This is a genomic window from Serratia sp. NGAS9 (assembly GCF_009905295.1).
Classification (GTDB): Bacteria; Pseudomonadota; Gammaproteobacteria; order Enterobacterales; family Enterobacteriaceae; genus Serratia; species Serratia bockelmannii.
The window spans coordinates 4,850,972-4,874,616 of record NZ_CP047605.1; the positions used below are offsets into that span (position 1 = coordinate 4,850,972).

General features: G+C 61.3%; 16 protein-coding genes and 1 pseudogene. 3 read left to right on the plus strand and 14 right to left on the minus strand.

The genetic code is table 11. The features are described from left to right. Nucleotides 1-43: 43 nt before the first annotated feature. From glgP to asd, 6 genes are all read right to left on the minus strand, one after another. The gene (glgP, locus tag GUC32_RS23060; protein WP_025304564.1) at nt 44-2,491 is read right to left on the minus strand and encodes a glycogen phosphorylase; all 2,448 of its coding nucleotides are present in this window, start codon (nt 2,489-2,491) and stop codon (nt 44-46) included. Nucleotides 2,492-2,632: 141 nt separating this feature from the next. Continuing rightward, nucleotides 2,633-4,063, minus strand: coding sequence for a glycogen synthase GlgA (gene glgA / locus GUC32_RS23065; RefSeq protein WP_025304565.1), 1,431 nt, complete (start codon nt 4,061-4,063; stop codon nt 2,633-2,635). Nucleotides 4,064-4,198: 135 nt separating this feature from the next. Further along, nucleotides 4,199-5,476 carry a glucose-1-phosphate adenylyltransferase gene (gene glgC / locus GUC32_RS23070; protein ID WP_025304566.1) on the minus strand — a complete coding sequence of 426 codons (1,278 nt, stop codon included), beginning with the start codon at nt 5,474-5,476 and terminating at the stop codon, nt 4,199-4,201. Between the two features lie 15 nt (nt 5,477-5,491). Next, nucleotides 5,492-7,474 carry a glycogen debranching protein GlgX gene (gene glgX, locus GUC32_RS23075; protein WP_060435146.1) on the minus strand — a complete coding sequence of 661 codons (1,983 nt, stop codon included), beginning with the start codon at nt 7,472-7,474 and terminating at the stop codon, nt 5,492-5,494. Further along, a complete protein-coding gene (gene glgB / locus GUC32_RS23080; RefSeq protein ID WP_025304568.1) occupies nt 7,471-9,657 on the minus strand; it encodes a 1,4-alpha-glucan branching enzyme in 2,187 nt (728 codons plus the stop codon). Before glgB ends, glgX begins: the two co-directional genes overlap by 4 nt. 443 nt (nt 9,658-10,100) lie before the next feature. Then, the gene (asd, locus tag GUC32_RS23085; RefSeq protein ID WP_016930397.1) at nt 10,101-11,204 is read right to left on the minus strand and encodes an aspartate-semialdehyde dehydrogenase; all 1,104 of its coding nucleotides are present in this window, start codon (nt 11,202-11,204) and stop codon (nt 10,101-10,103) included. 317 nt (nt 11,205-11,521) lie between these two features. On the opposite strand from asd, the gene GUC32_RS23090 reads away from it, so the two are divergent. Further along, complete coding sequence (locus GUC32_RS23090) at nt 11,522-12,115, plus strand: YhgN family NAAT transporter (RefSeq protein ID WP_004930825.1); 594 nt, start codon at nt 11,522-11,524, stop codon at nt 12,113-12,115. A gap of 30 nt (nt 12,116-12,145) precedes the next feature. Here the strand turns inward: GUC32_RS23090 and gntK are convergent, their stop codons facing one another. The 4 genes from gntK to GUC32_RS23110 all read right to left on the minus strand — a co-directional run bounded on the left by gntK (nt 12,146) and on the right by GUC32_RS23110 (nt 16,416). After that, entirely contained in the window at nt 12,146-12,673 is a 528-nt protein-coding gene (gntK, locus tag GUC32_RS23095) for a gluconokinase (protein WP_213928355.1), read from the minus strand. A gap of 101 nt (nt 12,674-12,774) precedes the next feature. After that, nucleotides 12,775-14,091: a gluconate transporter gene (gene gntT, locus GUC32_RS23100; RefSeq protein WP_016930400.1), complete on the minus strand. Its 1,317-nt coding sequence runs from the start codon at nt 14,089-14,091 to the stop codon at nt 12,775-12,777. A gap of 340 nt (nt 14,092-14,431) precedes the next feature. Then, complete coding sequence (gene gntR / locus GUC32_RS23105) at nt 14,432-15,427, minus strand: gluconate operon transcriptional repressor GntR (RefSeq protein ID WP_025304569.1); 996 nt, start codon at nt 15,425-15,427, stop codon at nt 14,432-14,434. A gap of 293 nt (nt 15,428-15,720) precedes the next feature. Continuing rightward, complete coding sequence (locus GUC32_RS23110; RefSeq protein ID WP_004930835.1) at nt 15,721-16,416, minus strand: pirin family protein; 696 nt, start codon at nt 16,414-16,416, stop codon at nt 15,721-15,723. A 389-nt stretch (nt 16,417-16,805) separates the two neighbouring features. On the opposite strand from GUC32_RS23110, the gene GUC32_RS23115 reads away from it, so the two are divergent. Together GUC32_RS23115 and GUC32_RS23120 are read left to right on the plus strand one after the other, a co-directional pair. Beyond that, entirely contained in the window at nt 16,806-17,321 is a 516-nt protein-coding gene (locus GUC32_RS23115) for a GNAT family N-acetyltransferase (protein WP_151429175.1), read from the plus strand. Beyond that, a pseudogene (locus GUC32_RS23120) lies at nt 17,314-18,487 on the plus strand (P1 family peptidase). Before GUC32_RS23115 ends, GUC32_RS23120 begins: the two are co-directional and overlap by 8 nt. 60 nt (nt 18,488-18,547) lie before the next feature. Here GUC32_RS23120 and iolE read toward each other — a convergent pair. From iolE to iolD, 4 genes are read right to left on the minus strand one after another with little or no spacing between them, the layout of a single operon-like run. Further along, nucleotides 18,548-19,444, minus strand: a complete 897-nt coding sequence (iolE, locus tag GUC32_RS23125; protein WP_019455194.1) for a myo-inosose-2 dehydratase — start codon at nt 19,442-19,444, stop codon at nt 18,548-18,550. 59 nt (nt 19,445-19,503) lie between these two features. After that, nucleotides 19,504-20,388, minus strand: coding sequence for a sugar phosphate isomerase/epimerase family protein (locus GUC32_RS23130; protein ID WP_049205585.1), 885 nt, complete (start codon nt 20,386-20,388; stop codon nt 19,504-19,506). Nucleotides 20,389-20,419: 31 nt separating this feature from the next. After that, nucleotides 20,420-21,442, minus strand: coding sequence for a Gfo/Idh/MocA family protein (locus GUC32_RS23135; protein ID WP_043138991.1), 1,023 nt, complete (start codon nt 21,440-21,442; stop codon nt 20,420-20,422). A gap of 41 nt (nt 21,443-21,483) precedes the next feature. Continuing rightward, nucleotides 21,484-23,424, minus strand: a complete 1,941-nt coding sequence (gene iolD, locus GUC32_RS23140; RefSeq protein ID WP_025304576.1) for a 3D-(3,5/4)-trihydroxycyclohexane-1,2-dione acylhydrolase (decyclizing) — start codon at nt 23,422-23,424, stop codon at nt 21,484-21,486. Between the last annotated feature and the right edge of the window lie 221 nt (nt 23,425-23,645).

Genomic DNA, 23,645 nt, shown 5'->3' on the forward strand with positions numbered 1-23,645 from the left:
AAAGGGCCGATTATCCGGCCCTTTGCTTTTTTCCTGCCCCGCTTTACAGCTTCACCGGCTGAATGTGCCAGATTTCGTCCGCGTATTCCTGAATGGTGCGATCGGAGGAGAAGTAGCCCATGTTGGCGATGTTCAGCACCGCGCGCCGCGTCCATTCGTCCTGATTGAGATAGACCTCGTCCACCTTGTCCTGCGTGTCCACATAGCTGCGGTAATCCGCCAACAGCTGATAGTGGTCGCCGAGGTTGACCAGCGAGTCGAACAGATTGCCATAGCGTTTCGGCTCTTCCGGGCTGAACACGCCGGTGGCGATCTGCGTCAGCGCCTGATGCAGCTCCGGGTCTTGCTCATAGTACTGGCGCGGGTTGTAACCGTTGCGGCGCAGCTCCTCGACCTGCTCGGCGGTATTGCCGAAGATAAAGATGTTCTCCTCCCCCACGTGCTCGCGCATCTCGACGTTGGCGCCGTCCAGCGTGCCGATGGTCAGCGCGCCGTTCAGCGCGAACTTCATATTGCTGGTGCCCGAGGCCTCGGTGCCCGCCAGCGAGATCTGTTCGGACAGATCCGCCGCCGGGATGATGATCTGCGCCAGGCTGACGCCGTAGTTCGGAATGAACACCACCTTCAGTTGGGTATGCACGCGCGGATCGTTGTTGATCACTTTGGCCACGTCGTTGATCAAGCGGATGATCTGCTTGGCGGCATAGTAGGCCGAGGCCGCCTTGCCGGCGAAGATCACCACCCGCGGCACGCGCTCGATCTCCGGATCGTCCAGCAAACGGTTATACAGCGTGATGACGTGCAGCACGTTGAGCAGCTGCCGTTTGTACTCGTGGATGCGCTTGATCTGCACGTCGAACAACGCATCCGGGTTAACCACCACGTTGAGCGTTTTGGCGATATACAGCGCCAGCCGCTCCTTGTTCTGCCGCTTGGCGCGCTGTACCGCCTGCAGGAAGCTCGGGTAGTCGATATTGGCCTGGATCTCGCTCAGTTGGCTGAGATCGGTGCGCCAGGTTTGGCCGATGCAGTCGTCCAGCACCGCCGCCAGCGGCGGGTTGGCCAGCGCCAGCCAACGACGCGGCGTTACCCCGTTGGTTTTGTTGCAGAAACGAGTCGGGAACAGCCGGGCGAAGTCGGCGAACAACGACTGCACCATCAGTTCAGAATGCAGAGCGGAAACGCCGTTGACCTTGTGGCTGGCCACCACCGCCAGCCACGCCATGCGCACCCGGCGGCCGTTGGTTTCGTCGATGATCGAGACCCGCGCCAGCAGATCGTTGTCGCCCGGCGCCACTTCCTGCACCATCTTGAGGAAGTGATCGTTGATTTCGAAAATCAGCTGCAGGTGGCGCGGCAAGATGCGGCCTATCATGTCCAGCGGCCAGGTTTCCAGCGCCTCGCTCATCAGCGTGTGGTTGGTGTAAGAGAACACCTGCTCCACCACTTCCCAGGCGTCGAGCCACTTGAATTTGTGCTCGTCGATCAGCCGGTGCATCAGCTCGGGAATCGACAATACCGGGTGGGTGTCGTTGAGGTGAATGGCGATTTTGTCCGCCAGGTTGTCGAAGGTTTTGTGCATCAGCCAATGGCGATTGAGGATATCCTGTACCGTGGCCGACACCAGGAAATACTCCTGCCGCAGCCGCAGTTCGCGCCCGGAGGAGGTCGAATCGTCCGGATACAGCACGCGCGACACGTTCTCCGAATGGTTTTTATCTTCCACCGCCGCGAAGTAATCGCCCTGGTTGAACTTGCCGAGGTTGATCTCGTTACTGGCCTGCGCGCCCCATAACCGCAGCGTGTTGGTGGCGTCAGTGTCAAAACCGGGGATCACCTGATCGTAGGCGATGGCCACGACCTCTTCGGTCTCCAGCCAACGCGCCTTGGCGCCCTCCTGCTGCACGCGGCCGCCGAAGCGCACCTTGTAGCGAGTGTTATGGCGCGGAAACTCCCACGGATTGCCGTACTCCAGCCAGTAGTCCGGCGATTCCATCTGTTGGCCGTTGACGATGTTCTGCTTGAACATGCCGTATTCATAGCGAATGCCGTAGCCGCGCCCCGGCAGCGCCAGCGTGGCCAGCGAGTCGAGGAAGCAGGCCGCCAGCCGGCCCAGACCGCCGTTACCGAGCCCGGGGTCGTTCTCTTCCTCCAGCAGCTCCGCCAGGTTCAGCCCCATCTCATTCAGCGCATTGTCGATATCCTGATAGATGCCCATCGACAGCAGCGCGTTAGACAGAGTGCGGCCGATCAGGAACTCCATCGACAGGTAATACACCTGCCGCACGTCTTGAGACAGCTGGGCGCGGTTGGAACGCAGCCAGCGCTCCACCATGCGATCGCGCACCGCGAACAGCACGGCGTTCAGCCAATCGTGCCGGTTGGCGATAGCCGGATCCTTGCCGACGATAAACATCAGCTTATAGGCGATGGAGTGTTTCAGCGCTTCCACACTGACCGTAGGTGAGGTGTAACTAAACGGTGAAGTCATGGCTTTTTAATCCCTTGTAGGGAGCCCCGCCATTCGCCGCGGAATAGCGGGCTCCGCTGAACATGGACGCGGTACACCGCGCCCCGACAATCTACCCTTACGGCTGCCCGCCGTGCGTCAACCCGAGACGCGAAACGCGGGCTACAAGCGTTGATAAAGCGATAAATACTCTTTCGCCGCCACCGGCCAGCCGAAGTCCACACTCATGGCGTGGCGCTGAACGTGGCGCCAGTGTTTCGGCCGGCTCCACAGCACCATGGCGCGGCGGATGGCGTTGCCCAGCGCGACGGCGTCGCAATCGTCGAACACAAATCCGCTGGCGGTGCCGTCGGCCAGGTTCTCTAGGGCGCAGTCCACGACCGTGTCCGCCAGCCCGCCGGTACGGCGCACCAGCGGCAGCGTGCCGTATTTCAGGCCGTAGAGCTGCGTCAGGCCGCAGGGCTCGAAGCGGCTCGGCACCAGAATCACGTCGGCGCCGCCGATGATGCGGTGGGAGAAGGATTCGTGATAACCGATCTGCACGCCGACCTGCTCAGGGTAGTCGGCGGCGGCGGCCAGAAACGCCTGCTGCAGCACCGCGTCGCCGGCGCCCAGCAGCGCCAACTGCCCGCCCTGCGCCAGCAATTCGGGCAACGCCTGCAGCACCAGATCGAGGCCTTTCTGGTTGGTCAATCGGCTCACCACCGCGAACACCGGCAGCGATTCGTCCACCTTCAGTCCCATGGCCTTTTGCAGATGCAGCTTGTTTTTGACCTTGCTTTTCAGATCGTCGGCGTCATAGCGGGCGCTCAGCCGCGGGTCGTGGGCCGGATCCCAAATCTTGTCGTCCACGCCGTTGAGGATGCCGCTCAGCCTGCCCTGCCGCTGCCGCTCCTGCAGCAGCCCCTCCATGCCGTAGCCGAACTCCGGCCGGGTGATCTCGCGCGCATAGGTCGGGCTGACGGCGGTCACGTGGTCGGCATAAAACAACCCGGCCTTGAGGAACGACATCTGGCCGTAGAACTCCAGGCCATAGACGTTGTAAAACGACGCCGGCAGCCACAGCTCGGTCACGTGATGGGCGGAGAACAGCCCCTGGTAGGCCAGGTTGTGCACCGTGAACACCGAACGCGCTGGGTGGCCGTTGGCGGCCAGATAGGCGCAGCTGAGACCGGCGTGCCAGTCGTGGGCGTGCACCAGCTGCGGGCGCCAGTAGCGATCCAGCCCCTTGGCCAGCTCGCAGGCCATCCAGCCCAGCAGCGCAAAGCGCCGGTGGTTGTCGGGGTAGGCGTACATGGACTGATCGTGGTACGGGCTGCCCGGCCGGTCATACAGCCAGGGCGCATCGATCAGGTAAATGCCCACGCCATGATAGGTGCCGTAACGCAGGCCCACCCGGCCGGCGAACGAATCGATTTCCGCCACCAGCACGGTGTCCGGAATGCCGTTGCGTACGTCAGGGAAAGCGGGCAATAGCACCCGAACATCGGCGCCTTCGGCGATTTGCGCCGCCGGCAGTGCGCCAACCACGTCTGCGAGTCCGCCCGTTTTCAGCAGGGGGAACATTTCAGAACATACGTGTAAGACCTGCATTATCACTCCTGAAAGTCGGCCGAAGGCCTCTGGATAAGAAATAAAGCAGGCTTGCCGCTGTTATGTGTGCCGCGTTGCGCAAGCCATCGAACCGTTCATCGGGCGGCAGGCTATCGTTCTGCCGCCCACGTTAACTCACAATTTTGACAACATTTCGCGCGTCACCAGCACGATGCCGCCTTCCGAGCGATAAAAACGCTTGCTGTCCTCATCGGCGTTTTCCCCGATCACCATGCCCTCCGGAATGTGGCAGGCGCGGTCGATGATGCAGCGCCGCAGGCGGCAGGAACGGCCGACGTTCACGTCCGGCAACAATACGGTAGAGTCGATGGTGCAAAACGAGTTCACTCGCACGCGCGGGAACAGCACCGAATGCACCACCACCGACCCAGACACGATGCAACCGCCGGACACCAGCGAATTCATGGTCATGCCATGGCTACCGGAGCGATCCTGCACAAACTTGGCCGGCGGCAGCGGTTCCATGTGGGTGCGGATCGGCCAGGCGCGGTCGTACATGTCCAGCTCCGGCGTCACCGACGCCAGATCGAGATTGGCGCGCCAGTAGGCGTCCAGCGTGCCCACGTCGCGCCAGTACGGCGGCAAGTCGGGGTTGGACGTCACGCAGGATAAGGTAAACGGATGTGCCCACGCCGCCTGCTGCGCGGTGATTTTCGGGATCAGATCCTTGCCGAAGTCGTGGCTGGAGCCGGGGGTCGACATATCCTCCTCCAATAGCTGGAACAGGTAGGCGGCATTAAAAATATAGATGCCCATGCTGGCCAGCGACATATCCGGGTTGCCCGGCATCGCCGGCGGATCGGTGGGTTTTTCCAGAAACTCGATGATGCGATCGCTTTCATCCACCTTCATCACGCCGAATTCACCGGCCTCGCTGCGCGGCACCGGCAGGCAAGCCACAGTGCACTGAGCGCCCTTCTCGACGTGGTCGATCAGCATGCGCGAATAATCCATCTTGTAGATGTGATCGCCCGCCAGGATCACCACGTATTCGGCCTCGTAGCGGCGGATGATATCCAGGTTCTGGTACACCGCGTCTGCGGTGCCCTTGTACCAATGCTCGGTGCTGAGGCGCTGCTGGGCCGGCAGCAGATCGACGAACTCATTCATCTCCTCGTTGAGGAATGACCAGCCGCGCTGAATGTGCTGCACCAGCGTGTGCGACTGGTATTGGGTGATCACGCCGATGCGGCGGATGCCGGAGTTCAGGCAGTTCGACAAGGCGAAGTCGATGATGCGGAATTTGCCGCCAAAGTGGACGGCGGGCTTGGCGCGGGTGGAGGTCAAATCTTTCAGACGTGAACCGCGGCCGCCGGCCAGGATCAGCGCTACGGATTTAATCGGCAACTGGCGCGCCAACATCAGGGGGTCTTTATTTTCAAACCTAACCATAGCGGACTCCTTTTATTATTTCCGTACCAGTACGCAAAGCGAGCGCGCGGCCTGGTGCCAGGCGGGCAATACCGCCCGTGAGTCTTCCTGAGTGAACGGGGCGACAACCTGCCAATCGCCTTCCGGCAACCTCATCTCCGTCGTTTGCGGCGTGGCGTTGATCAGCAGCAGCCAGCGCTGCGACAGCAGGATCTGCATGAGCGGCTCGCCCTGCTCCCACTGCTGCGCGTCGAGCGCCTGCCCTTGCGCGTTCAGCCACTGCACGCTGCCGTCATCCTGCTGCCACCAGCGGTCCTGCTGCAGCGCGGGGATCTGGCGGCGCAGCGCGATCAGTGCCGCGACGTAATCGGTTAGCGCATCGTCCGCCGTGGCCCAATCGAGCCAGGTGGTGGCGTTGTCCTGACAATAGGCATTGTTGTTCCCCTGCTGGCTGTGTCCCTGTTCATCGCCGGCCAGCAGCATCGGCGTTCCCTGGGACAGCAACAGCGTAGCGAGCATCGCCCGCTGGCTGGCCCTGCGGCGTTGCACAATGGCGTCGTCGGCCACCAGGCCTTCGACGCCGTGGTTGTTGCTGAAATTGCGATCGCTGCCGTCGCGGTTGCCCTCGCCGTTGGGCTGATTGTGTTTCTCATTGAAGCTGACCACGTCTTGCAGGGTAAAACCATCATGGGCGGTCAGCATATTGACGGTGGCGTAAGGCGCTCGCCCGCGCTGGTTATACAGATCGCTGGAAGCGGCAAAACGCCGGGCGAACTGGCCGAGCGACACGCCGCTCTGCAGCCAGAAACGGCGCATGTCATCGCGGTAATGGTCGTTCCATTCGGCGAAGCGGCCGGGAAACGCCCCCACCTGATAGCCACCGGGGCCAACGTCCCAGGGTTCAGCGATCAGCTTGCAGCGCGACAGCACATCGTCCGCCAGCATCGCCTGGAACAGCGGGGCATCGCGATCGAACTCCGGCGTGCGGCCGAGCACGCTGCCCAGATCGAAACGGAAGCCGTCGACGTGGCACTCCCGTACCCAAAAACGCAGGCAATCCATCACCCAGGCCACGCCTTGCGGCTGATCCAACCGCAGCGTGTTGCCGCAGCCGGTGTCGTTGACATAGTCCCCTTCGGGCGTCAGCCAGTAGTAGCTCAGGTTATCGATGCCGCTCAGCGACAGCATCGGCCCGTCCCTATCCAGCTCGGCGCTGTGGTTAAACACCACGTCCAGGATCACCTCGATGCCGGCTTGGTGCAGCGCCTTGACCGCATCGCGGAATTCGTTCAGCGGCGTGGCATCGGTGCTCAGGCTGGCGTAGCGGTTGTCCGGCGCATAGGGCGCCAGCACGTTATAGCCCCAATAGTTGATCAGCCCCAACCGCTGCAGGCGCGGTTCGGAGGTATGTTGCTGCACCGGCAGCAGTTCCAGCGCGGTGATGCCGAGGCGTTTGAAGTGGGCGATCATCGCCGGGTGCCCCAATGCGGCGAAGCTGCCGCGCAGCGCCGGCGGGATCTTCGGGTGCAGCAGCGTCAGGCCGCGCACGTGCGCTTCATAAATCACCGTCTGGCCCCAGGGCGTGGCAGGCGGGCGATCGTCCTGCCAGTCATACCGTTCGTCCACCACCACACATTTCGGCATTAGCTCTGCGCTGTCGTGCGGGTCCGGCTGCTCGTAACCGCCGTGCAGGTGCGGGTGGTCCCCCACCGGCCCTTCCACCGCGCGCGCGGCTGGATCGAGCGCCAGTTTGTTGGGGTTGAAACGCTGTCCGTTCGCCGGGTCAAACGGGCCGTAGACCCGGTAACCGTAACGTTGCCCCGGCCTGCCGCCCGGCAAATAGCCATGCCAGATATCGCCGCTGCGCGCCGGCAGCGGCAGGCGTACTTCGCGCTGCTGGCCGTCGAACAGGCACAGCTCCACCCGCTCGGCGTGCGCCGAGTACAGGGTAAAGTTGATGCCTTCGCCGTCGTAATGCGCGCCCAGCGGCGCGGCGAGGCCGGCCGTCAGCTCCGTCATGGCGCCTCCCGCAGCAGATAAATGGTCGCCAGCGGCGGCAGCGTTACGCAGATGGAGAAGTCGCGGCCGTGGCTGCCGACCGCTTCGGAAGAGACCCGCCCCTGATTGCCAGCGTTGCTGCCGTGATAGTGGTGCGAATCGGTATTGAGGATCTCGCGGTAGTCACCGGCGCGCGAGAGGCCGATGCGGTAGCGGTAGCGCGGCACCGGGGTAAAGTTGCTGATGGCGATCAGCTCATTGCCCTGCGAATCGTAGCGCGCGAAGGCGAACACCGAGTTATCGTGATCGTCGACCACCAGCCACTCGAAGCCGTCCGGCCGGTAGTCGCGCTCGTACAGCGGCGCCTGCTGCCGGTAGCAGTGGTTCAGATCGCGCACCAGCCGCTGCACGCCGTTATGCCAGTTATCCAACCCTTCCAATAAATGCCAGTCGAGGCTGGTATCGAAATTCCACTCGCGCCCCTGCGCGAATTCGCAGCCCATAAACAGCAGCTTTTTGCCCGGATGCGCCCACATAAACCCGTAATAGGCGCGCAGGTTGGCGAACTTTTGCCAGGCGTCGCCCGGCATGCGGTCGAGGACCGATTTTTTGCCGTGCACCACTTCATCGTGCGAGATAGGTAACACGAAGTTCTCGGTATAGGCATACAGCATGCCGAAGGTCATCTGGTTGTGGTGATATTTGCGGTGCACCGGATCGCACTTCATATAATTGAGCGTGTCGTGCATCCAGCCGAGGTTCCATTTGTAGTGGAACCCCAGGCCGTTGGCGTCCGGCGGCAGAGTGACGCCGGGATAGTCGGTGGACTCCTCCGCCAGCGTCACCGCGCCCGGCTGCGCCTGGCCAATGGTTTGGTTGGTATAACGCAGGAAGGCGATGGCCTCCAGGTTCTCGTTGCCACCGTAGTAATTCGGCACCCACTCGCCGTCGGCGCGGCTGTAGTCGCGATAAATCATCGACGCCACCGCATCGACTCGCAGCGCATCGATACCGAAACGCTCCAGCCAATACAGCGCGTTGCCCGCCAGGTAGTTGCGCACCTCGTGACGGCCGTAGTTGTAGATCAGCGTATTCCAGTCCTGGTGGTAGCCCTCACGCGGATCGGCGTATTCGTACAGCGCGGTGCCGTCGAAATTCGCCAGGCCGTAGGCGTCGCTCGGGAAGTGCCCCGGCACCCAGTCAAGGATCACGTTGATGCCCGCCTCATGCGCCGCCGCCACGAACGCCCTGAAATCGGCCGGCGTGCCGAAGCGACGGGTCGGCGCATACAGCCCCAGCGGCTGATAGCCCCAGCTGCCGTCGAACGGGTGCTCGTTGATCGGCAACAGCTCGATATGGGTGAATCCCATGTCCTTCACATAGTCGATCAGCTGCACCGCCAGTTCACCGTAGCTGAGCCAAAAGTGGTTATCGGTGTGGCGGCGCCATGAGCCGAGATGCACCTCGTAAATGGCGATCGGCTGGTCAAAATCGTTGGCGCGGCGGCGCGCCGGCGTCGACGGCACCCCCTCCGGCAGCGGCGCCACCAGCGAGGCGGTATCCGGGCGCATCTGCGCCTCAAAGGCGTAAGGATCGGCTTTCAGCTGGGTATTGCCGTAGCAATCGACGATTTCATATTTGTACAGCTGGCCGGCCCGCACGCCGGGCAGGAACAGCTCCCAAATGCCGTTCTCACGCCGCAGACGCATCGGATGGCGGCGGCCGTCCCAGAAGTTGAACTCCCCCACCACCGAGACGCGCTGGGCGTTGGGCGCCCAGACCGCAAAACTGACGCCGTCGATGCCATCCAGCGTAACGAGGTGGGCGCCCAGCCGTTCATAGGGACGCAAATGCGTGCCCTCGGCCAATAGCCAACTGTCGATATCCTGCAGCAGCGGGCCAAACCGGTAGGGATCGTCGACAGTCTGTTGGTGATCGCGCCAGCTGACCTGCAGCTGATAGCGGAAAGGATTTTTTCGCCGCGGCACCACGGCGCTGAAGAAACCGCGCGGATCGTCGCAGTTCAGCTGCACCAGCCGCCGGCCGGTTTGCTGTTCTACCAGCCAGACTGCGCCGGCGTCCGGCAGCAGCGCGCGCACCTGCAGACCGTTATCGGTCGCATGCATGCCAAGCAGAGCAAAAGGGTCGGCGTAATGGCCGGAGATGATCTGATCAATCACGTCACGATCGGGAAGTACAGGCATAGTCTTCTTCCTTAGATTAACAGCATGATCTAAGCACGGCTTGTTGGTTATTCCTTGGCCGTTTTGGTCATCATGCAATGCATTCGGACTCTAAAGCGTGATTGCGGTCGGTTATTGACCAATCTTTACTCTGCCGACCTGAATTTCGCTCTTTATGCTTATTTTTTGAAATATTTCAGTCATGGTGAAAAAGTGTTCACCCATGCGTTAAGCATAGCCAATGTCTGTTAAAAACTGCTCAGCATTGCTCAGGAAAATTCTTCATTAAGAAAACTGCCAGCCCGGCGGCGTCTGAATGCGGCGGCCGACGAGGCGATATGCGGGGTGGAGCCCAGTGAAACGAGGCTTGCGGTGACGTTGTCCGACGCGGTGCGCGGCGAACAAAAAGGCGGAAAATAAGGCTTTAGGGGGCTGAAATCAGCCAGCCCCCAGGAAGTGCGGGTTTACAACAGGATGCGCAGCATGCGGCGCAGCGGCTCGGCCGCGCCCCACAGCAGCTGGTCGCCCACGGTGAACGCCGACAGGTACTCTGGCCCCATGTTCAGCTTGCGCAGACGGCCGACCGGCGTATTCAGCGTGCCGGTCACCGCCGCCGGCGTCAGTTCGCGCATGGTCAGCTCGCGGTCGTTCGGGATCACGCGCACCCAGTCGTTGTGCGTCGCCAGCATCTGCTCGATTTCCGGCAGCGACACGTCTTTTTTCAGCTTCAGGGTGAACGCCTGGCTGTGGCAGCGCAGCGCGCCCACGCGCACGCACAGGCCATCGACCGGGATCACGCTGCCGGTGTTCAGAATCTTGTTGGTTTCCGCCTGGCCTTTCCACTCTTCGCGGCTCTGGCCGTTGTCGAGCTGCTTGTCGATCCATGGGATCAGGCTGCCGGCCAGCGGCACGCCGAAGTTATCGGTCGGCAGTTTGCCGCTGCGGGTGGCTTCGGTCACCTTGCGCTCGATATCCAGAATGGCGGAAGCCGGGTCCTGTAGCTCTTTCGCCACGTCGGCGTGCAGCATACCCATTTGGGTCAACAGTTCGCGCATGTGGCGCGCGCCGCCGCCGGAGGCCGCCTGGTAGGTGGCGACCGACGCCCACTCCACCAGATCGTTGGCGAACAGGCCGCCGAGGGACATCAGCATCAGGCTGACGGTGCAGTTGCCGCCGACGAAGGTTTTGATGCCTTTGTCCAGGCCCTGCTGGATCACCGCGTGGTTGACCGGATCCAGGATGATAATGGCGTCGTCCTGCATGCGCAGCGACGAGGCCGCGTCGATCCAGTAACCCTGCCAACCGCTGGCGCGCAGCTTAGGATAGACTTCGTTGGTATAATCGCCGCCCTGACAGGTAATAATGATATCGAGCGCGCTCAGTGCGTCGATGTCATACGCATCCTGCAGCGTGCCTTGCTGGCCGCCGAAGGCCGGCGCGGCAGAACCGTGCTGCGAGGTGGAGAAAAAGACCGGGCGAATGGCGTCGAAATCGCGCTCTTCCGTCATGCGTTGCATGAGAACCGAGCCGACCATTCCGCGCCAACCGATGAAACCAACGTTTTTCATAATATCTGTATCCCGCCCGGATAAGGGCTTATGTAGGTGATAACGAGTTGTGTGCAATATCTCCTCACCTTACAAAATGTCGGCGCGGGCGCAAAGTGAATTTATTCGATGGCTGAGGATTTCTCAGCAATCCTTCTTATATACCCGTCGTCTTTCAAACTGCAGCGTTGTTACCTGCACGATCGCATCCCCAGTCACTTACTTGAGTAAGCTCCTGGGGATGCGATCGCTGGGGCCTAGCTGCAATTTGAAATCCATAGGTATAGGCAAGGACGCGGCCGAAAAGGCCGAGGCGTTTTCCCGATCACGAGGTCACCATGACAGAGATGATTTCCGCTACGGTATTGCTGTTTTTAATTATGGATCCGCTGGGCAACCTGCCGATTTTCATGTCGGTGCTCAAGCATCTGGAGCCGCGCCGCCGCCGGGTGGTGCTGATCCGCGAGCTGCTGATCGCCCTACTGCTGATGCTGATCTTCCTGTTCGCCGGCGAGAAAATTCTGGCGTTCCTCAACCTGCGTACCGAAACCGTCTCCATTTCCGGCGGCATCATCCTGTTTCTGATCGCCATCAAGATGATTTTCCCCACGCAGGAGGGGAACAGCTCCGGGCTGTCCGCCGGCGAGGAGCCGTTCCTGGTGCCGCTGGCGATCCCGCTGGTGGCCGGGCCATCGATTCTGGCGGCGCTGATGCTGCTGTCGCACCAGTATCCGCATCAGCTGCCCCATCTGGTGGCAGCGCTGTTGATCGCCTGGGGTCTCTCTGCGGCCATTTTGCTGATGTCGAACCTGTTCCTGCGCCTGCTGGGCAGCAAAGGCGTCAGCGCGCTGGAGCGGTTGATGGGGCTGATTCTGGTGATGCTGTCGACCCAGATGTTCCTGGACGGCGTGCGGGCTTACATGAAGCTGTAGGCGCCTGGCGGCGCCGACAACGGCCCGCGCTCAGCGGGCGGTAACGCGGCGAATATAGGCGAGCGTATCGGCGACCACGCCGTCCAGCGGCTGGTTGATGTCAATCGCTTGCACATCCGGCTCCTGCTCGCCCGGCTCTTCCAACGTGGCGAACTGCGAAACCAGCATCTGCGGTTTGAAGAAGTGACCTTTGCGCTGCTTCAGGCGCTCCTCGATCACCGCCTTGTCGCCTTTCAGGTAGAGGAAATGCAGGTTGCTATTCCCTTCGCGCAGGCGGTCACGATAGCTTTTTTTCAGCGCCGAGCAGACCAGCAGCGACACGGGATTGGTGCGTTGCATGGCGAAGATGGCGTCGTTCAAGGCCGCCAGCCACGGGGCGCGATCGTTGTCGTCCAGCGCGTGCCCGGCAGCCATTTTGTTGATGTTGGCGCGCGGATGCAGATAATCGCCGTCCAGCATGGCGGCCTCGGCCTCGTGGGCGACAATGCTGGCTACGGCGGATTTGCCGCTGCCGGATACGCCCATCAGGATAAATACGTGATTCTGCGGATTGCTCATTGTGTCATGCCCCTATGGGAACTGGCGCAAGCGCGCCAAATGCGTCCCAACTGATAAAGATACTCTGGAACGCCGACGCCCCGCAGGGCGCCGGATAAAGATTATACGACCGTCGCCAGGAGCAGACAGCCCACCAGGCCGCACACCGAGATGATGGTTTCCAGCACCGACCAGGATTTGATGGTTTCCATGATGCTCAGGTTGAAATACTCCTTGAACAGCCAGAAGCCCGGATCGTTGACGTGCGAGAAGATGACGCTGCCGGAGCCGACCGCAATCACCATCAGCTCAGGGCTGACGCCGGTGGTGGCGATCAGCGGCGCGACGATGCCGCCGGCGGTGATTGCCGCCACGGTGGCGGAACCCAGCGCCAGACGCAGCGCGGCGGCGATTGACCAAGCCATCAGAATCGGCGAAACGTTGCTGCCTTCCATCAGGCCGGCGATGTACTGCTCGACACCGCTGTCCACCAGCACCTGTTTAAAGGCGCCGCCACCGCCGATGATCAACAGCATCATCGCGATGATTTTAATCGAGTCGGTGATGGTGCCCATCACTTCATCCATGGTGCGGCCACGGTTCAGGCCGAAGGTGAAGATGGCGATCAGCACGGCGATCAGGGTCGCCATCACCGGGTCGCCGAAGAACTCGGCGAAGCGCAGCAGGCTGTGGCCCTTCGGCAGCACCATTTCAGCCACCGCGCGCAGCGCCATCAGGATCACCGGCACCAGCGACGTGGCAACGCTGACGCCAAAGCTCGGCATCTCCGCGTCGGTAAAGGTTTTCGGGTTGTACAGGCCTTCCGGCACCGGCTTGTCGATGCCTTTCAGGAAGCGGGCATAGACCGGGCCGGCCAGGATCACCGTCGGGATCGCCAGCAGCGTGCCGTACAACAGGGTTTTACCCATGTCAGCATGGAAGATGGTGGCGATGGCGGTCGGGCCTGGATGCGGTGGCAGGAAGCCGTGAGTCACCGACAGCGCGGCGGCCATCGGCACGCCGACATACAGCAGCGGAATGCGTGCGGAGGCGGCGATGGTGAACACCAGCGGCAGCAACAGCACGAAGCCCACTTCGTAGAACAGCGCGAAGCCGACGGTGAAGCCGGTCAGCACCACCGCCCATTGAATGTGTTTTCTGCCGAACTTGTCGATCAGCGTGGTGGCGATGCGCTGTGCGCCGCCGCAGTCCGCCAGCAGCTTGCCGAGCATGGCGCCGAAGCCCATGATCAGCGCCAGGCTGCCCAGCGTACCGCCCACGCCGGCCTTGATGGAGCCGATGACCTTATCGACCGGCATACCCTGTGCAATCCCGACCGCCAGGGCAACCAGAACCAGAGAGATAAAGCCGTTCAGCTTGAAGCGGATCATCAGCAGCAGCAGCAGCGCTACGCCGCCTGCAACAATCACTAATGGCATAGTTTTTCTCCAACCTTTTATCGCGACTCTCTTTACGATAGGCGTAAAGCGTGCGGTTGTTTTATTTTTAGGCTCTTTCCCGGTGTTTAAGAAGAGCTGTAGGTGTTGTTGAGTCAGAGGTTCAGTCTTGCAGCAAGATGACCGCACACTCGTTGTTACCGGTATCATGATACCGGTAACAACATGAGCGCCGGAACCGGGTAAGCGGCTAAAATTCGCGTTCTGGGACAGAGATCAAACTTATGTCGGCAACGAGCGGCGGGCTTACAGGCGGGATAACCAGCGCGCCTCAGAGCGCGCTGCAAAAAGAAAGGGTGTTAAAACAGAACGTTAAAATGGCTCAGATACTGCCACCGGGGATCACGGTGAAACCGACGTCCACCATGCGTGGGCACACCGTTTCACCGCGCAGCCGGGCCAGCAAGCGCTCGGCGCCGATCTGCCCCATGCGTTCACGCGGCGTCAGCACGCTGGCCAGCTTCGGCACCATCACCTGGCCGATGTCATGGCCGTGGAAGCCGGCGATCGCCATGTCCTGCGGGATCGACAGCCCCTGCCGCTGGCACTCGAAGGCCGCGCCGATCGCCAGGTCATCGTTGGTGCAGAAGATACTGTCGATCTGCGGATAGTCGCGCTGCGCCACGCGCAGCAGTTCACCGCCGGCGGAATAGGAGGAAGATCGCGCGGTCATGATGCTGTACGGCTCCAGGCCGGATTCACGCATCGCCTGCTCATACCCCTGCTGCTTGATGATGGTACGTTCATCCTGACGGGCGCCGAAATAGACCACGTGACGGTGGCCGTGCGCGATGATCTGCTGGGTCATCTGGCGCGCCGCCTCGAAGTTGTTGAAGCCCACCGCCAGATCGATACACGGCGAGACGCAGTCCATCAGCTCCACCACCGGAATGCCCGCCACCTCGATCATTTTCAGGGTGCGCGGCGTGTGATGGCGCTCAGACAGGATCAGGCCGTCGATATTGTAAGACAGCAGCGAGGTCAGACGTTCTTCTTCACGCTCCGGCAGGTAGCCATAGTGCGCCAGCATGGTCTGGTAGTTGTGCGCGTCGGTCACGCTTTCGATGCCGCGCAGCACTTCGGCGAACACCTGGTTGGTCAACGACGGCAACAGCACGCCAATCGCCCGGCTGGTGGCGTTGGAGAGGATGTCCGGCGCGCGGTTGGGGATGTAGCCCAGCTCATCCAGCGCGACGGCGATTTTTTGCTGCAGGGCGACGGAAACCTGGTCGGGATTGCGCAGATAACGGCTCACCGTCATCTTGGTCACGCCCACCTTGTCCGCCACATCCTGGAGTACCGGCCGTTTTTTCTTCATTATCAATGAACTGACTAACCATGAATGGGCAGTCATTTTAGCAAAAAAAACGGCGGGCCGATATTGTCGGTTATGCGACGGCCAACGCAAAAAGGGCTCACATCGTGAGCCCTTCATACGCAGACAAAGGGGAAAAAGCGTGGTTTCTCCCCCTTTGTGACGATCAGCCGAAAATCAATAAATTGATTTTCCTTGTTTTTATATGTTTTGCCGGCGTTAAGTCAGGCAACGTCGGCAGGCGAGTCACTCACCTCAAGGGCTCACACCGTGAGCCCTTGATATTTACCGCTTAATCACACCGGCGGCAGATCGAACAGCAGGATTTCGCTCTCTTCGTCGGCCTGGATCGTCAGTGCCGATTCATCCCACACCGCGAACGCGTCGCTGATGCCGGCGGTCTGGCCGTTGACCGAGACCTTGCCGCGCACCACCTGGATCCAAACGCGACGGCCGGCGGCGATCGGGCATTCCCCCTGCTCGCCTTTATTCAGCGCCCAACGCGACAGCGTCATATCCTGGAACACCTTCAGCGAGCCGTCACGCGCATCCGGCGACAGCACCAGCTGACGGCCCTGCGGCGCGTCGAACATGCGCTGCTCATAGCGTGGCTCAAGCCCGACCTGATCCGGGATGATCCAAATCTGGTACAGGTGCAACGGACGATCCTGATTGGCGTTGTACTCGGAGTGACGCACCCCGGTGCCCGCACTCATGATCTGGAATTCACCGGCCTGGATCTGCTCCTTGTTGCCCATGCTGTCCTGATGTTCCACCGTGCCGCTCAGCACGTAGGTCAGGATTTCCATGTCTTTATGCGGGTGAGTACCGAAACCCTGCCCTGCATCGATCACATCTTCGTTGATCACCCGCAGCGCCGAGAATCCCATAAAGTTCGGATCGTAGTAATCGGCAAATGAGAAGGTGTGCCAGCTATCCAGCCAGCCATGATTGGCGTGGCCGCGGTCTTCCGCTTTACGTACATAAATCATATTCAACTCTCCTCAATGTTTTTTTACAGTCTAGTCCTGCCAGCAGAATAAGAAAGCGTAAAAAACTCATGCCTCTGTTCAAAAATTTCGATGGAATGAAACAGCGGATGGGCAGCGGATTTGTTGAAGGCGGAAACGGCTGAAAAAGGGCAAAAAAAAAGCCAGCACCCGAGCTGGCTAAGTAAACACTGGAAGCAATGTGAGCAATGTCGTGCCTTCGCAGTGAGAGTATCAAGGGTTGATGCCCTCCCCGGAACGCATCGCAATAATAATCATTATCATTCGCACCTGTAAAGCGTTTTTTTTGACCCGTTGAAATAATATTGACTCAAGGCAGTAAACGGATAAATTCAGAGGTTATTCAACCGGTAAGCAAAAGGAGCAGCGACATGAGCGAGATCGTGATACGCCACGTGGAAACAACGGATGCGCAAGCCCTGCATCATCTTTATTCGCAGACGCCCGTCTACCGCGATACGCTGCAGCTCCCGCTACCGTCCGTCGAGTCCTGGCAGAAGCGACTCGCCAATCCCGAACCGGGCACGCATAACCTGGCGGCCATCATCGACGGGCAGCTTGCCGGCCAGTTGGTTGTGATGCTGAATCAGCGCGTTCGCCGCCGCCACGTCGCCACCTTCGGCATCGGCGTCGATCCGCGCTACCACGGCAAAGGCGTCGGCAGCCGCCTGATGCGGGCGATGATCGACCTGTGCGACAACTGGGCCGCCATCGAGCGCATCGAACTGACGGTGTTCACCGACAACCCGGCCGCCATCGCGCTATACCGCAAGTTCGGCTTCGAGATAGAGGGCACCAGCCGCGGCTATGCCATGCGCGATGGCGTGCTGGTCAACGCCTACCATATGGCGCGTTTGCGTTCCGGGCAGCCGCACGGCGATGCGTAATATTCCCCACCCGCAGGGGCCGCTGTGCCGGCCCCTGCATATCAACCGCCGAACCTTTTTACACGCGCTGGCCGGCCTGACCGCCGCCGTCGGCATATTCTCTCCTCTCACCCCATTAGGTGCCGCTATGCCAACTTCCGCCGCCGGGCGCCCAGGCTCCCGCAACCTGATTACCGATGTGCCCGGCCTGAAGGTCGGCGTGGCTCAGGACAGCCGGGTGCGCACCGGCGCGACGGTGATCCTGCCGGACAGCCCGGCGATTGCCGCCGTGGACGTGCGCGGCGGCGGCCCCGCCACCCGGGAAACCGACGCGCTCGGTGAGGACAATTTGGTACAGACCATCGATGCGCTGACGTTCAGCGGCGGTTCGGTTTACGGTCTGGCGGCGGCGGATGGCGTCGCAGCCTGGCTGGGGCAACAGGGTAAAGGCTACGCGCTGCGCCCAGCACCCGGCGTGCCGGTCTCCCCTATCGTGCCCACCGCCTGCCTGTACGATCTGGCCAACGGCGGCGACAAAAACTGGCAGCTCACGCCGCCGTATCGCCAGTTGGGCATCGAGGCGGTCGGCAAGGCCGGCCTGGACTTTCCGCTGGGCACCGTCGGGGCCGGCTACGGCGCCATGACCGGCATGGGCAAGCTGAAAGGCGGCCTCGGTTCGGCGTCGATCGTGGCCACCAACGGCGCTACCGTCGGCGCGCTGGTGGCGGTCAACAGTTTGGGTGCGGTGGTCGCACCCGGCACCCGCGCCTTCTGGGCGACGCCTTATGAAATTAACGGTGAATTTGGCAACGGCGGCGCTGGCGCAACTGCATGCGCAGGGTGAAGACGGGATGGTGCAAGAGCCGCAGGGCGGCAGAAAGAACACCACCCTGGCCTGCATCGCCACCGATCTGGCGCTGACGCGAGTGGAGTTGAAACGGGTGGCCATCATGGCGCAAGACGGCATGGCGCGCGCGATTCGCCCGCTGCACAGCCCGTTTGACGGCGACGTGGTGTTCGCCCTGTCCACCGGGCAGCGCGAGGTACAGGGCAGCCGCGAACTGGCGGTGCTGCAGATCGGCGCGCTGGCGGCGGATGCCCTGGCCCGGGCGATCGCCCGTGGCGTATACGCCGCCACGCCGTGGCCAGGCAGCCAGGTTGCCACCTGGCGAACGCTCGGCGGCTAACGCGCCGCCATCAAAAAGGGGCGCTGGCGGCGCCCCTCGAGTTTTATTGCCCCTTACCGCTTAAATACCGGCGGTTTCCCGAATATAGCGGCGCGCTTTCACCGCATACTCGAACGGGTTGGCCAGCGCCGGATCCTGCTCGGCCTCCACCACCATCCATCCCTTGTAACCGCGCTCGTCCAGCAGCTTGAACACCGGCCTGAAGTCGATCACGCCATCACCCGGCACGGTGAAGGTGCCCTTCTTCACGCCGTCGAGGAAGCTCAGCTTGTTGGCCTTCACTTCCGCCACCACCTCATCGCGCACGTCCTTCAGATGGACGTGGTTGATGCGCGGCAGATACTTCTCCAGGATCGCCATCATCGCCTGCTGGCTGCCTTCCGAATAGTAGGCGTGGCCGGTATCGAACAGCAGGTAGACGTCGTCGTTGACCATGCTCATGTAGCGATCGATTTCGGCGGTGGTCTGAATGCCGGTGCCCATGTGGTGGTGCAGACACACCTGCATGCCTTTGCCGGCGGCGATCTTCGCCAGCTCGTTGTAACCGTCGGCCACGCGCTGCCACTCTTCATCGCTGAAATACGGCTTCTCTTCGAACACGCCTTTGGTGGTGCCCTGAATGCTCTTGCTCTGCTCGGAGCAGCCAATCACCCTGGCGCCCATAGCATGCAGGAAATTCATGTGGTTGATAAATTCATCGATGGTTTTGTCTTTTTGGCCGTCGGCGAAAAAGGTGCTGAACCAGGCGTTGCAGATCTGGATGCCGCGAATATCCAGCATCGGTTTCAGCACCGCCGGATCGCGCGGGTATTTGCTGCCCACTTCGCTGCCGGTGAAACCGGCCAGCGCCATTTCGCTGACACACTGCTGGAAGGTGTTTTCCTTGCCCAGATCGGGCATGTCGTCGTTGGTCCAGCCGATTGGCGCGATGGCCAATTTCACGTTGTCTTTATTCATGGTCTGCCTCGGTCCTTGGAGGGCCGCCGGTGCAAATGACGCCGGCGAGCCAAATAGGATTATTTGCCCAACAGCTCTCTTTCGATGCGCTCTCTGGTCGCCACCGCCTGGCTCGGCATCTTTTCCGGATAGCCGAACAGCGAGGTGCAGATGATCGATTCGCCGCCGGCCTTGAAGCTGCGGTTGGCAAATTCCATGTCGCGCAGCGTCTGGAACAGGGCGTCGAAATTCACCTCACCTTCGCCGATGCCGACGTGCTGATGCACCGCGGCGTCAACGCCCGGCGGATTGACGATATAACGGCAATGCTTGGTGTGATTCATGGTGTCGGCAATCAGCACGTGGGAAAGATCGTCCCCGGCGTACTGCAACATGCCGGCCACATCGCCTTGCCCCTTGTCGTAGTAGAAGGTGTGCGGCACGCTGTAGAGGTATTTGACGTGGTCGCTGCGCAGCGATTTCACCAGATCGGCGGTTTCGTTACTCAGCTCGCAGAAGTCCCACGGGTGCGACTGGATCTCCATACGGATACCTTCACGCTCGATGATCGGCAGCAGCTCCTCCATCGAGCGATACCACAGCTCCTCGCAGATCTCCGGCTCGTTGGGGTTGCCGGCCAGTTCGGTGTTGATCACCTGCACGCCCATTTCCACCGCGATCTCGATCATCCGTCGCCAGTTTTTGACTGCCGCCTGGCGGCGATCTTCGCCCGGCCCGGACCAGCGATACACCACGATAAATGAGGAGATCTCCACGCCGGTCGCTTTCAGGGCGTTTTTATACTCCGCCATGATTTCGCGGCTGGCCTTCGGATGCTTGTAAAACGGGTTGATCTGCGGGTGCGGCGACTGCTCGATGTATTTATAGCCCCAGTCCGCCACCTGCTGAACCATTTTGGTCACGCCCAAATCCCGGATAACGTCGACATCAAAAGCGATCTTCATGGTCACTCCTCTGCAATCATGGGTACGGGGTTCAAGCCGATGGCTTGTTGTAAAACGCCGGGCGCGCCGGCAGGGTCACCGGTACGATCTCACCGCTGAGCTGGGCCGCCACACAGGCGTCGGCGGTCACCGCGGCGGCGTAGCCGTCCCAGGCGGAAGGCCCGGTCAACTGGCCCGCAGCCACGTCGTTGATGAACCCCTGCAGCTCGACGTCATAGGCGTCGATAAAGCGATCCTTCCAGTCGGTCAGGATTTCGGTCGACAGGCGGGCGCCGCTGCGCATCTGCACCGAGGACGGCTCCGGCAGTTTGGCAATGCCGGTTTCCCCCACCACTTCACACTGAATGTCGTAGCCGTACTGGCAGTTGACGAAAATTTCGACGTCGATGCGCGTGCCTTTGGCGGTTTCGAACAACACAATCTGCGGATCTTTCAGATGCGGGAACGCCTTCGGGCTCTTGCGTGGGAACACCACCTGCACCGACACATAGTCGTCGTCGAGCAGCCAGCGCAACACGTCGATTTCGTGGATCAGGGTGTCGGTGATCGCCATATCGGTGGTGTAAGCCTCGCCAACCGTCGGGTTGCGGTGCGCGCAGTGCAACATCAGCGGTTCGCCGATCTGGCCGCTGGTCAGCACCTGTTTCAGCGCGCGATAGCCCTGGTCATAGGGGCGCATAAAGCCGACCTGCACCAGCCGCCTGCCGTGCTTCGCTTCGGCATCGACGATGTTCTTGCAGCCCTGCGCGGTCACCGCCAGCGGCTTCTCGCAGAACACCGGTTTGCCGGCGGCGATGGCCGCCAGCACGAATTCTTCGTGGCTTGGCCCCCAGGAGGTGACCAGCACCGCCTGCACGTCGGCGGCCTTGATCAGATCGTGGCCGTTGTCATACACCCGCGCATCCAGCTGCAGATCGCTCACCACCTTGGCGGCGTTGTCGCGATTGATGTCGTTCACCGCCACGACGCGGGCGCCCTGCAAAACTTTGCTGCAGCGACGGATATGATCGCGGCCGATGGCGCCGGTGCCGATAACCCCAATGTTCAATGTCATTTTCGCTACCCTCTGGAAAGTGTGTTGTGTTCGAAAACGAATCAGTAATCGCGCGCCTTATCGATGTTTTCCTGCAGCTTGCGCGCCACTGCGACGATTTTCTCGCTGTCGGCCACCTGAGCGCCGCCCACGCGCCACCAGCTGAGATACTTGTGCACCATGGTCTTCGGCAGCACCTTGATGTCCAGCAGCGTGGACACGGTCTGCCTGCGGGCGTCGGCCAGCGCATCGAGCAGCTGCTGCTCGGTGGTGACGCGATAGGTTTTACAGCCGTAAGCCGCCGCCAGCATGGCGAAATCGACCGGCACCAGTTTGCCGTCGAGCTTGCCGCCCTCTGGATTGCGGAAGCGGAATTCGGTGGTGTAGCTGTCCATGCCGTGTTCCATCTGCAGGTTGTTGATGCAGCCGTTGGTCATGTTGTCGAACAGCACCACGTTGATCTTGCAACCTTCCTGAATCGAGGTGACCAGTTCGGAATGCAGCATCATGAAGGCGCCATCGCCCACCATCGCGTACACCTCACGCTGCGGCTCGGCCAGCTTGACCCCCAATGCGGCGTTCACCTCGTACCCCATGCAGGAGTAGCCGTATTCCACGTGATAACCGTGCTCGCCGCGGTTATGCCACACCCGCTGCAGATCGCCCGGCAGGCTGCCGGCGGCGGCCACGATCACGCTGTCCGGCGGGAGCTCGCGGTTCAGTACCCCCAGCACCCGGCTTTGCGTCATCGCCGAGTCGGTCTGAGCGATAAATTCGGCGAACACCCGCTCGCGATCGAGGTGATCGTCGATCTCTGGCACAAAGCCTGCGCCGCTGTATTCCACCGCGTAAACCCGCTCGGTCTCTTCATGCTGGGCAGCGCGCGCCGCGGCGATGGCGTCGCCCCAGCCGGCGCGGTACTCGGTTTGCGTCAGCAGCGCGCCCAGTTCGCTCAGGGCCTCGCGGGCGTCCGCCAGCACCTGCACGCCGTCGAGCTTGCCGGCGTCGAAGGCGCTGACGTTGATATTGAGGAAGCTGACGTCCGGGTGTTGAAACAGCCATTTAGACGAGGTGGTGAAATCGGTGTAACGGGTGCCGACGCCAATCACCAGATCGGCCTGACGGGCCAGCGTGTTGGCCGCCAGGCAGCCGGTTTCGCCGATGCCGCCGAGGTTGAACTCATGGTCACTCGGCACCGCGCCTTTGCCGGCCTGGGTCTCGGCGAACGGAATGCCGAAGCGCTCGGCGAATTCGCGCAGCGCCCGCCCGGCCTGCGAGTATTTCACGCCGCCGCCGCACACCAGCAGCGGTTTGCGTTTGGCCGTCAGCAGCGCCAACGCGTCCGCCAACATGCCGTCGGTCGCCGGACGGCGATCGAGCCGGTGCACGCGTTTTTGGAAGAAATAGTCGGGGTAGTCGTAGGCTTCCCCCTGCACGTCCTGCGGCAGACACAGCGTCACCGCGCCGGTTTCCGCCGGATCGGTCAACACGCGCATCGCATTGATGCAGGCGCTCATCAGCTGTTCCGGTCGCACGATGCGGTCCCAGTATTTGCTCACCGCGCGGAACGCGTCGTTGGTGCTGATGCTGAGATCGTAAGACTGTTCGATTTGCTGCAGCACCGGGTCGGGCTGGCGGGAAGCGTAAACGTCGCCCGGCAGCAGCAATAAAGGAATGCGGTTGGCGGTGGCGGTGGCCGCGGCGGTGATCATATTGGCGGCGCCGGGGCCGACCGATGAAGTGCAGGCGTAGATCTGCCGGCGCAGTTTTTGTTTGGCGAAGCCGATCGCCGCATGGGCCATCCCCTGCTCGTTGCGGCCCTGATGCACCCGCAGATCGCCGCTATCCTGTTCCAGCGCTTGCCCCAGCCCCAGCACGTTGCCGTGGCCGAAAATCGCGAAAATGCCCGCGACGAATTTGGTTTCCACCCCGTCGGCCAGCAGATACTGGTTATCGAGAAATCTGACGAGCGCCTGCGCCATGGTTAGCCTGATCTTGCCCATTTACTCACCCTTTAGATTGAGGGCCGCCCCGGAAAGGGCTCGCGCCGAGCCGACAATCCCGTGTTTGTATTACGCGGCGGCAGCTATTATCTTGAGCAGGCGATGCCCGCTGCTCACGAAGTCGACAACCTGAAACGTGAAGCGATTATAAACAAATATATTTTTCATAAAATCACATTACAGAAGAAACATTTCATTTTGCGATAAAGATCGCATATTAC

Bases quoted from the DNA above. Each gene is read 5' to 3' on its own strand.
- GUC32_RS23110 (WP_004930835.1), bottom strand. From the start codon at position 16,416: ATGATTTATGTACGTAAAGCGGAAGACCGCGGCCACGCCAATCATGGC.
- glgP (WP_025304564.1), bottom strand. From the start codon at position 2,491: ATGACTTCACCGTTTAGTTACACCTCACCTACGGTCAGTGTGGAAGCG.
- glgA (WP_025304565.1), bottom strand. From the start codon at position 4,063: ATGCAGGTCTTACACGTATGTTCTGAAATGTTCCCCCTGCTGAAAACG.
- gntT (WP_016930400.1), bottom strand. From the start codon at position 14,091: ATGCCATTAGTGATTGTTGCAGGCGGCGTAGCGCTGCTGCTGCTGCTG.
- GUC32_RS23130 (WP_049205585.1), bottom strand. From the start codon at position 20,388: ATGAAGATCGCTTTTGATGTCGACGTTATCCGGGATTTGGGCGTGACC.
- GUC32_RS23135 (WP_043138991.1), bottom strand. From the start codon at position 21,442: ATGACATTGAACATTGGGGTTATCGGCACCGGCGCCATCGGCCGCGAT.
- iolD (WP_025304576.1), bottom strand. From the start codon at position 23,424: ATGGGCAAGATCAGGCTAACCATGGCGCAGGCGCTCGTCAGATTTCTC.
- gntR (WP_025304569.1), bottom strand. From the start codon at position 15,427: ATGAAGAAAAAACGGCCGGTACTCCAGGATGTGGCGGACAAGGTGGGC.
- glgX (WP_060435146.1), bottom strand. From the start codon at position 7,474: ATGACGGAGCTGACGGCCGGCCTCGCCGCGCCGCTGGGCGCGCATTAC.
- GUC32_RS23115 (WP_151429175.1), top strand. From the start codon at position 16,806: ATGAGCGAGATCGTGATACGCCACGTGGAAACAACGGATGCGCAAGCC.
- iolE (WP_019455194.1), bottom strand. From the start codon at position 19,444: ATGAATAAAGACAACGTGAAATTGGCCATCGCGCCAATCGGCTGGACC.
- glgC (WP_025304566.1), bottom strand. From the start codon at position 5,476: ATGGTTAGGTTTGAAAATAAAGACCCCCTGATGTTGGCGCGCCAGTTG.
- GUC32_RS23090 (WP_004930825.1), top strand. From the start codon at position 11,522: ATGACAGAGATGATTTCCGCTACGGTATTGCTGTTTTTAATTATGGAT.
- asd (WP_016930397.1), bottom strand. From the start codon at position 11,204: ATGAAAAACGTTGGTTTCATCGGTTGGCGCGGAATGGTCGGCTCGGTT.
- gntK (WP_213928355.1), bottom strand. From the start codon at position 12,673: ATGAGCAATCCGCAGAATCACGTATTTATCCTGATGGGCGTATCCGGC.
- glgB (WP_025304568.1), bottom strand. From the start codon at position 9,657: ATGCCTGTACTTCCCGATCGTGACGTGATTGATCAGATCATCTCCGGC.